Here is a 13,041-nt window from a genome sequence, read left to right as displayed (position 1 = left end):
GACGTGTCTCACTCTCGTCCGATGCCTGACGCCACGCCGGATGCCGAAGGTCTCCATCCGTTGGGCTGAACGTCCCTGCGCGCGAGGCCCGTTGGGCTGGAGGTGGCGGACCGGGCAGGTTGGACACCGGGCGAGTGTCACGGTTGATCGCGGGGCCATGGATGCTGGGCCCAGACAGAGAGGGGCGGCATATGGCTGAGGAAGCGGGCAGACGGTCTTCGTGGTGGCGTCGGCTGGTACCCGGCCTCGACGCCGTGCTCGGTTACCGGCGCTCGTGGCTGAGAGGCGACCTGCTGGCCGGCGTGACGGTGGCGGCGTACCTCGTGCCGCAGGTGATGGCGTACGCGGGGGTGGCCGGGCTGCCACCGGTCGCCGGGCTGTGGGCGATCCTGCCTGCCCTCGCGTTGTATGCGTTGTTCGGGTCCTCCCGGCTGTTGTCGGTGGGGCCCGAGTCGACGACCGCTTTGATGACGGCCACCGTGGTGGGCCCGCTCGCCGACGGGGACGTGGGGCGCTACGCATCGCTGGCCGCGGCCCTCGCGGTTACGGTCGGCCTGCTGTGCCTGGTCGCGCGGGTGGTGCGGCTGGGCTTCCTTGCGGACCTGCTCTCCCGCCCGGTGTTGCTCGGGTATCTGGCCGGGGTGGCCTTGATCATGATGGTGGACCAACTACCGAGGCTCACCGGCGTGCGGACAACCGAGTCACAGCTCTTCTCCCAACTGTGGTCCTTCGTCCGTCACCTGCCGGACGTCGATGCGGCCACGGTCGTCTTCTCCGCCGTCGCGCTGGTGTTCCTGTTCGCGGTGAAGCGGTACGTACCGGCGCTGCCGGGACCGCTGCTCGCGGTGATCCTCGGCACGGTGGCCGTCACCGTCTTCGACCTCGACCACCGGCACGGCGTCAAGGTGATCGGCGAGGTGCCGTCGGGGCTGCCCTCGCTCGCGCTGCCGGACCTGGGCGAGCTGCCGCACCTCGTACTGCCCGCACTGGGCGTCCTGATCGTCGCGTACACCGACTTCATCCTCACCGCGCGCGCCTTCACCGGACGCACCGACGACGAGCCCGGCCTCGACGCCAACCAGGAGTTCCTGGCGCTGGGCGCGGCCAACCTCGGTGCGGGCGCCCTGCACGGCTTTCCGGTCAGCAGCAGCGCCAGCCGTACCGCGCTCGCCGCCTCGACGGGCGCCCGCAGCCAGGGCTATTCGCTGGTGGCCGGAGCGGTGGTCCTCGCCGTCCTGCTGTTCTTGAGCCCCCTGCTGAGCCGGACGCCTGCGGCGGTGCTGGGGGCGCTCGTCGTGTACGCGGCCGTCCGCATGATCGACCTGGCCGGGTTCCGCCGACTGGCGTCGTTCCGCCGCCGCGAACTCCTCCTCGCCCTCGGCTGCCTGGCCGGCGTACTCGTTCTTGACATCCTGTACGGGGTGATCGTGGCGGTCGGCCTGTCGGTGGCCGAACTGCTGACGCGGGTGGCGCGACCGCACGACGCGGTCGAAGGGCTGGTGCCCGGACTGGCGGGCATGCACGACATCGATGACTATCCGCAGGCCCGCACGATCCCGGGCCTGCTGGTCTACCGCTACGACTCCCCGCTGTTCTTCGCCAACGCGGAGAACTTCCGGCGCCGGGCCCTGGCCGCCGTCGACCAACAGACCGTTCCCGTCCGCTGGTTCGTGCTGAACACGGAGGCGAACGTCGAGGTCGACATCACGGCGCTCGACGCGGTCGACGAGCTGCGCCGCGAACTCGGCCACCGCGGCATCGTGTTCGCCCTGGCCCGAGTCAAGCAGGACCTGCTGGACGACCTGAAGGCGTACGGCCTGGCGGACTCCGTGGGCACGGACCTCATCTTCCCCACGCTGCCCACCGCGGTGGCCGCCTACCGCGAGTGGAATGGCGAGCGATAGGAACCGGTCCTGGACACGCGACACGGAGCGGGACCGGCCACCCCTCTGTCACCCGACCGTGAGGTCCGGCCGGATCAGCGTGCCCGACCTGCCGTGGACGATCTCGTAGGCCGCGTCCAGGGCCCCGATCGCGGCCAGACCGCCGGTGTGCTCGACGAACCGGGCAGCCGCCTCGGCCTTGGGGCCCATCGAGCCGGCCGGGAAACCACCGTGCCGCAGCTCCCGCGGGGTGGCGTCGGGCAACGGGTGCTGGTCGGGCGTCCCGTAGGCCTCGTAGACGTAGGGGACATCGGTGAGGATGAGCAGGAAGTCCGCCTTGAGATCCTCGGCAAGCAGGGCTGCGGTGAGGTCCTTGTCGATGACGGCCTCCACGCCGGTCAGTGCGCCGGTGTCGCGGTCGGCGGTGACGGGTACCCCGCCTCCGCCGGCGCAGATCACAAGGGTCCCGCTGTTCAGGAGTTCGTGGATGGTGTCGGTCTCCAGGATGTGTTCGGGCGCGGGTGACGCGACGACGCGCCGCCAGCCGGTGCTGTCCCGGGCGATGTGCCAGCCCCGCTTGCGGGCCAGTGCCTTGGCCAGCGGCGCGGAGTACACCTGGCCGACGAACTTCGTGGGCCGTTCGAAGGCGGGATCGTCGGTCCGCACGAGGGTGTGGGTGACGAGGGCGGCGATCCGGTGCCCGGGCAGAGCGTGGTGCATGGCACGGGTGAGCAGGGAACCGATCATGCCCTCGGTCTGGGCACCGAGCAGGTCCAACGGGTAGGGGGCGCTGAGCGCGGGGTCGGCCTCGCTCTCCATGGCGAGGAGGCCGATCTGCGGGCCGTTGCCGTGGGTGATGACCAGCTCGTGCTCGTGGGCGAGGGCGGCCAGCGCGGTGGCGACCCGGTCGATGTTGGCCTGCTGGACGGCGGCGTCGGGGCGTTCGCCGCGGTGCAGCAGGGCGTTGCCGCCGAGGGCGACGACGATGCGCATGGTTCAGTCCTCCAGGGTGGCGACGAGCACGGCCTTGATGGTGTGCAGCCGGTTCTCCGCCTGGTCGAAGACGATCGAGGCGGGCGAGGAGAAGACCTCGTCGGTGACTTCGAGGCCGTTGAGGCCGTACGCCTCGGAGAGCTCCTGGCCGAGCCGGGTGCGGTGGTCGTGGAGGGACGGCAGACAGTGCATGAACTTCACGTCCGGGTTGCCGGTGAGGGCGAGTGTCTTGTCGTTGACCTGGTACGGGAGCAGCAGCTCGATCCGCTCGCGCCAGGTGTCGGCCGGTTCGCCCATGGAGACCCAGACGTCCGTGTGCAGGAAGTCGGCGCCGTGTACGGCCGTCTCGACGTCCTCGGTGAGGGTGATGCGCGCCCCGCTTCGGCCGGCCACTTCACGGCATGTGGCGACCAGCGCGGCTTCCGGCCACAGCGCCTGGGGCGCGGCGATGCGCACGTCCATGCCGAGCAGCGCACCCATCGACAGCAGCGAGTTGCCCATGTTGTTGCGGGCGTCGCCCAGGTAGCAGTAGCTGACGTCCGTGAGCGGCTTGGTGCTGTGCTCGCGCATGGTGAGCATGTCGCACAGGCTCTGGGTGGGGTGTGCGGTGTCGGTCAGGCCGTTGTAGACGGGGACGCCGGCGTGGGTGGCGAGTTCGGTGACGATCGACTGGGCGGAGCCCCGGTATTCGATGCCGTCGAACATGCGGCCGAGGACGCGGGCGGTGTCGGCGATGGACTCCTTGTGTCCGACGTGGGTGTCGCCGGGACCGAGGTAGGTGGTGCGGGCGCCCTGGTCGGCGGCGGCCACCTCGAAGGCGCAGCGGGTGCGGGTGGAGGTCTTCTCGAAGATCAGGGCGATGTGCCTGCCGGTCAGCTGTGGCTGTTCGGTACCGGCGCGCTTGGCCGCCTTGAGGTCATGGGCGAGATCGAGGAGACGATGGATCTCGCGGGCGGTGAAGTCGAGTTCGCTCAGGTAGGAGCGGCCTCGCAGGTCGACGGTCATGGTGGGTGTCCTTACGGGGTCAGGCAATCGGGTCGCGTTCGACGGGGCAGCTCATGCAGCGCGGGCCGCCCCGGCCGCGGCCGAGTTCGGCACCGGCGATCGTGACAATCTCGATGCCCTGCTTGCGCAGGTATGTGTTGGTGGTGACGTTGCGCTCGTAGCCGACGACCACACCGGGTGCGACGGCGAGGAAGTTGCTGCCGTCGTCCCACTGCTCGCGCTCGGCGTTGCGGATGTCCTGGGGAGCCGAGAGCATCCGCACCTTGTCCAGGTCGAGGGCCTCGGCGAGCGCGGTCGCGAGATCGGAGTTCACGGTGACGTCGAACCCGGTCTCACGCTCGGAGCTGGGCCGCAGCGTCCAGGAGCGCAGGGAGTCGGCGAGGCCGGGGTAGATGACGAAGGCGTCGCGGTCGACCATGGTCAGCACGGTGTCCAGGTGCATGTACGCGCGGGCCGCGGGCAGTTGGACGGCGATCAGCCTGCTCGCTGTGCCGGTCGCGAAGAGCCGGGCGGCCAGGTTCTCCACGGCCTGGGCCGTGGTGCGCTCGCCCATGCCGACCATGACGGTGCCGTTGCCCAGCACATGGACGTCCCCGCCTTCGAGGGTGCCGACGGGGCCGTCGAGCAGCGGTGCGGGCGCGACGCCGGCGAACATCGGGTGGAACCGGTAGATCGCCTGCGCGTGCAGGCTCTCGCGTCGCCGGGCGGGCTTGGCCATCGGGTTGACCGACACCTGGTCGTACACCCAGCAGGAGTTGTCGCGTGGGAAGAGGTGGTTGGGCAGTGGGGTGAGGGCGAAGTCGTCGGGGCCGAGCGTGTTCCACACCAGGCTGTGCGGGGTGGCGAGCGGCAAGTCGCTCTTGAGGAGGCCGCCGATCAGATAGCCGGCGAGCGTCTCCCCGTCGAGTTCGCCGGACAGTTCGCGCACCGGGTCGATGAGGGCCGGGCCCACGGTGCCGGGAGTGACGACCCGGTCCAGGAGCCAGTCGCGGGCCTCTGCGACGTCGAGGGTCTGCGCCAGCAGGTCGGCGAAGTAGTGGACGCGGGCGCCGTGGTCGCGCAGGACCTGGGCGAAGGCGTCGTGCTCCTCGCGGGCGCGCTTGGCCCACAGGATGTCGTCGAAGAGCAGGGCGTCGACGTTGCGCGGGGTGAGGCGGGAGAGTTCGAGGCCGGGGCGGTGCAGGATGACCTGGCGCAGTGGGCCCACTTCGGAGTCGACGTGGAAGGTGTTCATCGCGGGGGTTCCTCTGTGCTTGGGGTGATCAGTCGTGGTGGCGGAAGTCGTTGCGCTTCCGGGCTCCGCTGATACGGCTGGTACGGAGCGCTCGGGAGAGCCGCTGGGCCGGCGGGGGCGTCTCGGGTGCGCGTTCCGACCGGTCCACGGTCGCCGCGGTCCTCGGCGCCGTGGCCTCGCCGAAGGTGTCCTGTCCCCGCTTCAGCCAGACGTAGACGGGGACGCCGAGCAGCAGGACGAACAGGCCGTAGTAGACGGTCTGGTAGCCGCTTCCCTGGATCGACCAGTACGAGAAGACGAGGGCGAGCGCGGCGACGGTGATGTCACGGGCGAGTCTGCGGGGGCTGAGGCTGTCCCGGCCGCGGACCAGGAGCCAGTACAGCTGCGCGGCGGCGGAGAAGAGGTACGGGATCACGGCGGTCAGCACGCTCAGCAGCACGATCTTGGTGAAGACGTCGTCGAAGCGCGTGTAGCTGAACACGGTGATCAGCGAGGCCAGCACCGTCGAGGCGACGATGCCGAAGACCAGGACGCCATTCTCGCCGCGCAGCCGGGCGAAGGCCTGCGGGAACAGCCCGTCGCGAGCGGCCGCGTACGGCATCTCCGCGCACAGCATGGTCCACCCGTTGAGGGCGCCGATGCCCGAGATGATCGCGGCGACGGCCACGATGTCTCCGGCCCAGCTGCCGCCGAAGATGCTGTTCGCCGCGTCGGTGAAGGGAGCGGTGGATCCGCCGAGCTTGCCGTGCGCGACGGTGCCGAAGACGGCGAGGGTGCCCAGGATGTAGATGACGGCGCAGATGAGAGTCCCGTAGACGGTGGCGCGGGGAACGTTGCGCTCCGGCTCGCGGACCCGGCCGGCGACGACGGAGGCCGCTTCCAGGCCCAGGTAGCTGAACAGGGCGATGGCACCGGCGGCCGAGATCGCGCCCAGCGCCGACTGGCCGCTGGCGTTGAACGGGCCGAAGTTGTGGGAGTCGATGAACAGCAGCCCGACGGTGGCCATGAAGATCAGCGGAACGAACTTCAGCACGGTCGTGATCACCTGGAACGCGCCCATGTTCCGGATGCCGGTGAGGTTGATCGCGGCGGGAATCCACAGCCCGACCAGCGCGAGAAGCACCGAAATCCACTTGTGATGGGCCGTGTTGACGAACACCTCCGCATAGCCGACCCAGGCGACGACGATCGCCGCATTCCCGGCCCACGCAGTGATCCAGTACGACCAGGCGTTGAGGAACCCGGCGAACTCCCCGAAGGCCTCGCGAGCGTAGACGTACGGCCCACCGCTCGCCGGAACACGCTTGGACAGCGCCCCGAAGGTCAGGGCCAGCGCGAGCGCGCCGAGGGTGACGGCGATGAAAGCGACCAGGGAGATGGGCCCGTACGGGGCGAGGGCGGAGGGCAGCGCGAAGACTCCGGTACCGATGATGCTGCCGATGACGAGCGCGGAGGCGGCGGGAAGGCCGAGCGCCGCCGTGGGCGCTGTCCCCTTTCCGCCTCCTGTGGTTCTGGGCATGGCTGAGGCTCCTTACAGACCAGGGTGGGTGAGTCGATCCGCGACTGATCTTTCTGCCCCTCAGCCGCGCACGGTCAGCGGCCACACGGCCCATGCGCGACCCCGATGGTCCCGCCGCCCCAGGCCTGGACAGCCCAACTCGTCCGCTTCCCGGTGCTCCTGGTCACAGGACATGGGCCGTTCGGTCCACGGCATGGCCAGCCCAGCCCCATCGTCAGCACCATGCCGAGCTCGACAATCGAGGGCAGGAGCTGCGGCCGGGCTCGCGACGCGATGCCAACCGACCGGCGGTGCCATGTCCTTACGGCTCGTTCGAGATGGGGCCCGCACACCCCATGAGCCGCGGGGGCTTCCGCGCGAGTCTCGTGTTGGGGAGGCACGGTCCTCGCGCCGCGGCCGCCGCCCTCACCGACACGGGGGCGGCGGCCGTCTTCACTGCCATCCGCTCTGGGGCCGGATGGCCCTGCTCCGGCCCCGATGGCCCCTCCCCCGACTGGAGTCGGCGCCAGACGCTGGAGGCACCAGTTCGTACACCCTGACCGGGAGGCCGCCCATGAACACCCCGAGCATGCTGCGCGCGCTGCCCACCCAGCACCGGCAACGGCTCATGCGTCTCGCCCGGGAGGTGACCATCCCGCAGGGGACGCACATCTTCAACGAAGGTGGACGTGCGGACCGGTTCTGGATCATCCGCACCGGCTCCATCGATCTCGACACCCACGTACCCGGCCGGCGCCGGGCCGTCATCGAGACCCTCGGCCACAACGAACTCGTCGGAGTGTCCTGGCTGTTCGCGCCGCACGTGTGGCACATGGGCGCCACAGCGGCGACACCGGTACGGGCCTACGAGTTCGACGCCACGGCCGTCCGCTCCCTCTGCCAGGACGACCCGGCACTCGGCCATGCCGTCACCCAGTGGGTAGGCGACGTGCTGGCCCACCGTCTCCGCACCACCAGGACCCGGCTGCTGGACCTCTACGCCCCCTACGGCGCCGGAAGCACCGTGTGAACGGGCCGTCCCGACGAAGGAGTCACCATGCCCAGCACCCCGCGCATCGTCAGCGACGTCATGTCCCACACGGTCGCCGCAGTCGGCCGACGGGCCGCCTTCAAGGAGATCGTGCAGCTCATGCAGGACTGGAAGGTCAGCGCCCTGCCCGTCCTGGAGGGAGGAGGCCGCGTGGTCGGCGTCGTCTCCGAGGCCGACCTGCTGCTCAAGGAAGAGCTCCGCGACAGCGACCCCGACCGGGCCACACAGCTGCGCCGTCTCGACGATCTGGCCAAGGCCGGCGGCCTCATCGCCGAGGACCTGATGACCTCCCCCGCCCTCACCGTCCGCGCGGACGCGACCCTGGCCCAGGCCGCACGGACCATGGCGCACGCCAAGGTCAAGCGCCTGCCCGTCGTCGACGACGTGGGCATGCTGCAAGGCATCGTCAGCCGCGCGGACCTGCTGAAGGTCTTCCTGCGGACGGATGAGGAGATCGCCCAGGAGGTCCGGCGAGAGGTCGTGGCGTATCTCTTTGCTGCGCCGGTGTCAGCCGTGCGGGTGGAGGTGCGGAACGGCGTCGTGAAGCTCATCGGCCACGCCCGGGACACATCCCTGGTCCCGGTGGCCGCGCGCCTGGTCCGGGCCGTCGAGGGCGTCGTCGACGTGGAGTTCGAGCTGACGCGCCCCGAAGGCCCTACGGAGTCGACCGCCGCTCCCGCGAAGGGCGGCGAAACCCTGTCTCCGGCCTGACCGGCAACTCCTTGCAGAGCAACTGCGGGATCCTGACCGGGCCGTAATAGCCCTCCACCACCGGCGCCCATCAGGTCAGTCTCACTGGCCAGGCGCGCAGTGGCACCCGGCGGTGGAGGAGGCGACAAGCCGGGCGCTCAGTACGTTGCCCGCGATTCGTCCTCGTCCGCGCCGGTTCCGGGGTTTCAGATCCCTTCCTGCCGCTGTCGGTCCTGGACCTGGGTGGCGATGACGGCGGCCTGGATGCGGCGCTCGACGCCGAGCTTGGCCAGCAGACGGGAAATGTGGTTCTTGACCGTCTTCTCGGCCAGGTACAGCCGCTGTCCGATCTGACGGTTGGTCAGGCCCTCACCGATCAGAGCCAGGATCTCCCGCTCCCGCTCGGTCAGGCCTTGCAGTCCGTCGGGCTGCTGCTCCTCCTGCTGGCCACCGCGCAGCCGGGCCATCAGCCTGGTGGTGGCACTGGCATCGAGCAGGGACTGGCCGCCGGCCACGGTGCGCACGGCGGACACCAGGTCCGAGCCCTGGATCTGCTTCAGAACGTAACCGGACGCGCCCGCCATGATCGAGTCGAGCAGCGCCTCCTCGTCGTCGAAGGAGGTCAGCATGAGGCAGGCCAGCTCGGGCATGCGTGACCGCAGCTCCCGGCACACGGTCACGCCGTCGCCGTCGGGCAGCCGGACGTCCAGCACCGCCACCTGCGGGCGCAACGCGGGGACGCGCACCAGCGCCTGTTCCACCGTGCCGGCCTCGCCGATCACCTCTATGTCCGGCTCGTCGTTCAGCAGGTCGCGCACTCCGCGCCGTACCACCTCGTGGTCGTCCAGCAGGAAGACCCGGATCGGGTTGCCGGCGTCGGGCTGCTCGCTGTCCGCCATCAAACTGCTCCCTGGTTCCGCGTTCCGTACCGATTCCGCTCGTGGACGGATCGGCCCTCCGTACCGAGACCCTTTCCCGTACGGTACCGAGATCCTTTCCCGTATCCGGGCCGAAGGGCCAGGGCCGGTCGGCCCTGTTGTCCACCCATAGGGTCCCGCCGCGGTGAGATACCGCTGCCGCCAGGGTACGAATGCCCCGCCACCGTATTGAATCAGCCCGTCGCCCCCTCACCAGTCAGGAGTCATGACCCTGACACTCCGATACGCCGAACGGGGCGCCGCACCGCCCAAACCCGAATCACGCCACCCCACCCTGTGAAGGTCCAATGGCCCCGCTGCTGGGGCCCGACAGCCCTGGGCCAGGACCGGTGCTCGCAGAAGTCTGGAGCCGCTGCGAAACGATCAGAAGGAGCGGAGCACATGACTGCCAAGGACACCAGCACCCAGGTCACCAGCACCGCCACCGTGGAGGTGCGCGTGGAAGGCGATGTGGACGCGGAAGCCGTCGCATACCTCCGGGAGAAGGTCGACGCGGTCCTCGGCCGGCCCGGGGTTCCGGCCGTGAGCGGTGCGGTGAGGATCGCCAGGGCGGTGGCGCACCACGCCGAGCGGCCCTGGTCCGCCGGGGCCGAACTCGTGGTGGGGAACACCCTCGTGGTCGTGCATGCCCAGGAGGCCACGGCACATGAACTGGCGGACCGGCTGCAGGACCGGCTGCGCAGCCAGGTGAACCGTGTCCTGCACCGCAAGGAGGAGGCCCGCAGGTCGGCCACTCCACCGCCGTGGCGCGGCGGCCGTGCCGACAGCGGCAGGGAGTAGTGCCCTCACGATCCTCCGCTGCGAGGCGGTCACCTCCTCCCGCGTACGTGCGATTCCCGAACCTCGGCGAGGGAATTGCCCGGCCAGGCCGGGCCAGTGCCGGTCAGCCCCCGGAAGGGACCATCGGCACCTGGGAGTCGGGATCAGGCGGGACGAGAGTGGAGGCGTGAGCGGCACCGAATCCCCCGCGGTGCCGCTCCCGTCCGCACACCGTCGGCCACCGCCGACGGCTCTCGTCAACGGAGGCGCTCCCCAATGACCCGTCATGAGGCCGGAACCCAGGCAACAGCAGCTGCCGACGCGCCGTCCGACATCACCATCGCCGTGGACCGGCTGGTCACGAACGGACTCAAGGCGCTCGCCGACTACGACGCCCTCACCCAGGAGGAGGTCGACCACATCGTCAAGAAGGCGTCGGTCGCCGCCCTGGACCAGCACACCGCGCTGGCCCGGCTCGCCGTGGAGGAGACCGGGCGTGGGGTCTTCGAGGACAAGGCGGCCAAGAACATGTTCGCGTGCGAGCACGTCACGTACAGCATGGGCCCGATGAAGACCGTCGGCGTCATCGCCCGCGACGACATCGAGGACATGACCGAGGTGGCCGAGCCGGTCGGCGTGGTCTGCGCGATCACCCCCGTCACCAACCCGACCTCCACCACCGTCTTCAAGGCCCTGATGGCGCTGAAGACGCGCAACCCGATCGTGTTCGCCTTCCACCCCTCAGCCCAGCGGTGCAGTGCGGCGGCGGCCCGGATCGTACGGGACGCGGCCGTCGCCGCAGGCGCGCCGGAGCACTGCGTGCAGTGGATCGAGACCCCGTCGGTGGAGGCGACCGGCCTCCTGATGCGCCACCCCGGCGTCTCGCTGATCCTCGCCACCGGCGGCAACGCCATGGTCAGGGCCGCCTACTCGGCGGGCAAGCCCGCCCTGGGAGTCGGTGCGGGCAACGTCCCGGCATACGTGCACAAGAGCGCGAAGCTGCGCCGGGCCGTCAACGACCTGGTGCTCTCCAAGTCGTTCGACAACGGCATGATCTGCGCCTCCGAGCAGGCCGTCATCCTGGACGACGAGATCTACGACGCGGCGCTGGCCGAGTTCCGCACTCTGCACGCCCACCTGGCGACCGCCGAGGAGAAGGCGAAGCTGGAAGCCTTCCTGTTCCCGACCGGCCGCACCAACGCGGGCTGCGAGCCCAAGGTCAACGCCGGAGCCGTCGGTCAGAGCCCGGCATGGATCGCCGAGCAGGCAGGCTTCACCGTCCCAGGCGACACCTCACTGATCCTGGTCGAGGCCGAACGGGTGGGCCGGGACGAACCGCTGACCCGCGAGAAGCTCTGCCCGGTGCTCGCGGTCCTGCGCGCCGACTCCGGACAGCAGGGCTTCGACCTCGCCGCCGACATGGTCGCCTTCCACGGTCAGGGCCACACCGCGGTCATCCACACCGAGGACGAGGCGCTGGCGGAGGCGTACGGCCGACACATGAAGACCGTACGGATCATCGTCAACGCCCCGTCGTCGCAGGGAGCAATCGGCGGCATCTACAACGGCCTGCTGCCGTCGCTCACCCTGGGCTGCGGCTCGTGGGGTCACACCTCGGTGTCCAACAACGTCTCCGCAGTCCAGCTGCTGAACATCAAGCGGGTCAGCGCGCGCCGCAACAACCTGCAGTGGTTCAAGGTCCCGCCGAAGATCTACTTCGAGCCGCAGTCCCTGCGCTACCTGTCCTCCATGCCGGACGTCCACCGCGTCACGGTCGTCACCGACGCCACCATGACCCGCCTCGGCTTCGTCGACCGCGTCAGCCGCGTCCTGCAACGCCGTCACGAACCGGTCACCCTCCAGATCATCGACAACGTCGAACCCGAGCCGAGCATCGACTCCGTCCAGCGCGGCGCCCAGCTCATGCGCGACTTCCGCCCCGACACGATCATCGCGTTGGGCGGCGGCTCAGCGATGGACGCGGCCAAGGTGATGTGGCTGCTGTACGAGCACCCGGACGTCGACTTCGCCGACATGCGGCAGAAGTTCTCCGACATCCGCAAGCGCGCCTTCCGCTTCCCGGTCCTCGGTACCCGGGCCCGCCTCGTGTGCGTACCCACCACGTCCGGCACCGGCGCCGAGGTCACCCCCTTCGCGGTGATCTCCGACCCCGCGAGCGGCAAGAAGTACCCGCTCGCCGACTACGCACTCACCCCGAGCGTGGCCATCGTCGACCCACTGCTCACCGCGGACCTGCCCCCGGCGCTGGCGGCCGACAGCGGCTTCGACGCCCTCACCCACGCCATCGAGGCGTACGTGTCCGTCTACGCCAACGACTTCACCGACGGCCCGGCCCTGCACGCGATCCGCCTGATCTTCGACAACATCGAAGCGGCGGTGAACGACCGCAGGGGCCGACCCGACGCGCGGGAGAGGATGCACAACGCCGGCACGATCGCGGGCATGGCCTTCGGCAACGCCTTCCTCGGCATCGTCCACGCCATGTCGCACACCCTCGGCGCCACCTTCCACATCGCCCACGGCCGCACCAACGCGGTCCTGCTGCCGCACGTCATCCGCTACAACGGCACCATTCCGACGAAGCTCACGGGCTGGCCCAAGTACGAGAACTACCGCGCTCCCGAACGCTTCCAGGACATCGCCCGCGCCCTCGGCCTGCCCGCCTCCACCGCGATGGAGGGCGTGGAGTCGCTGGCCTGCGCAGTGGAGCGGCTACGCGACGCCGTGGGCATCGAGCCGTCGTTCCAGGCCCTCGGCGTCGACGAGCGCGCCTTCCTCGCCGCTCTGCCCCGACAGGCCTTGAACGCGTACGAAGACCAGTGTGCGCCCGCCAACCCACGCATGCCGATGCTCGACGACATGCAGGAGATCATGCGCATGGCCTACTACGGCGACGAACCGGGGCGGCCGGACACGGACAAGGGCCGAACGGCCCTGGCGTGAAGAGCCCCGAGGCCGTTCCAATGACC

General features: G+C 70.0%; 10 protein-coding genes. 5 read left to right on the top strand and 5 right to left on the bottom strand.

Features of this window, described 5'->3' with window-relative positions:
• Positions 1–191 precede the first annotated feature (191 nt).
• Positions 192–1,904, top strand: a complete 1,713-nt coding sequence (locus ACZ5NH_RS19060) for a SulP family inorganic anion transporter (protein WP_468776661.1) — start codon at positions 192–194, stop codon at positions 1,902–1,904.
• 48 nt (positions 1,905–1,952) lie between these two features.
• Here ACZ5NH_RS19060 and ACZ5NH_RS19055 read toward each other — a convergent pair whose 3' ends face one another.
• From ACZ5NH_RS19055 to ACZ5NH_RS19040, 4 genes are read right to left on the bottom strand one after another with little or no spacing between them, the layout of a single operon-like run.
• Positions 1,953–2,876, bottom strand: a complete 924-nt coding sequence (locus ACZ5NH_RS19055; RefSeq protein ID WP_468776659.1) for a carbamate kinase — start codon at positions 2,874–2,876, stop codon at positions 1,953–1,955.
• Between the two features lie 3 nt (positions 2,877–2,879).
• Positions 2,880–3,881 carry an ornithine carbamoyltransferase gene (gene argF / locus ACZ5NH_RS19050; protein ID WP_468776657.1) on the bottom strand — a complete coding sequence of 334 codons (1,002 nt, stop codon included), beginning with the start codon at positions 3,879–3,881 and terminating at the stop codon, positions 2,880–2,882.
• A 19-nt stretch (positions 3,882–3,900) separates the two neighbouring features.
• Positions 3,901–5,115 carry an arginine deiminase gene (locus ACZ5NH_RS19045; protein WP_468776655.1) on the bottom strand — a complete coding sequence of 405 codons (1,215 nt, stop codon included), beginning with the start codon at positions 5,113–5,115 and terminating at the stop codon, positions 3,901–3,903.
• A 28-nt stretch (positions 5,116–5,143) separates the two neighbouring features.
• Positions 5,144–6,634, bottom strand: coding sequence for an APC family permease (locus tag ACZ5NH_RS19040; RefSeq protein WP_468776653.1), 1,491 nt, complete (start codon positions 6,632–6,634; stop codon positions 5,144–5,146).
• 553 nt (positions 6,635–7,187) lie between these two features.
• Between ACZ5NH_RS19040 and ACZ5NH_RS19035 the strand changes: the two genes are divergently transcribed.
• Together ACZ5NH_RS19035 and ACZ5NH_RS19030 are read left to right on the top strand one after the other, a co-directional pair.
• Positions 7,188–7,643: a cyclic nucleotide-binding domain-containing protein gene (locus ACZ5NH_RS19035; protein ID WP_468776651.1), complete on the top strand. Its 456-nt coding sequence runs from the start codon at positions 7,188–7,190 to the stop codon at positions 7,641–7,643.
• 27 nt (positions 7,644–7,670) lie between these two features.
• Positions 7,671–8,375, top strand: coding sequence for a CBS domain-containing protein (locus tag ACZ5NH_RS19030; protein ID WP_468776649.1), 705 nt, complete (start codon positions 7,671–7,673; stop codon positions 8,373–8,375).
• A gap of 185 nt (positions 8,376–8,560) precedes the next feature.
• On the opposite strand, the gene ACZ5NH_RS19025 is transcribed toward ACZ5NH_RS19030, so the two are convergent.
• A complete protein-coding gene (locus ACZ5NH_RS19025; RefSeq protein WP_468776647.1) occupies positions 8,561–9,253 on the bottom strand; it encodes a response regulator in 693 nt (230 codons plus the stop codon).
• 420 nt (positions 9,254–9,673) lie between these two features.
• Here ACZ5NH_RS19025 and ACZ5NH_RS19020 point away from each other — a divergent pair, with 420 nt between their 5' ends.
• Both ACZ5NH_RS19020 and adhE read left to right on the top strand, forming a co-directional pair.
• The gene (locus ACZ5NH_RS19020) at positions 9,674–10,072 is read left to right on the top strand and encodes a hypothetical protein (protein WP_451552122.1); all 399 of its coding nucleotides are present in this window, start codon (positions 9,674–9,676) and stop codon (positions 10,070–10,072) included.
• Between the two features lie 255 nt (positions 10,073–10,327).
• Positions 10,328–13,015 (top strand): bifunctional acetaldehyde-CoA/alcohol dehydrogenase, encoded by a 2,688-nt coding sequence (gene adhE / locus ACZ5NH_RS19015; protein ID WP_468776645.1) that lies wholly within the window; start codon positions 10,328–10,330, stop codon positions 13,013–13,015.
• The last annotated feature ends 26 nt before the right edge of the window (positions 13,016–13,041 follow it).

Source organism: Streptomyces sp. NPDC031426, from assembly GCF_055581585.1.
Note: the sequence above shows the minus strand (reverse complement) of the source record. Positions and strands in the feature narration are given on the sequence as shown.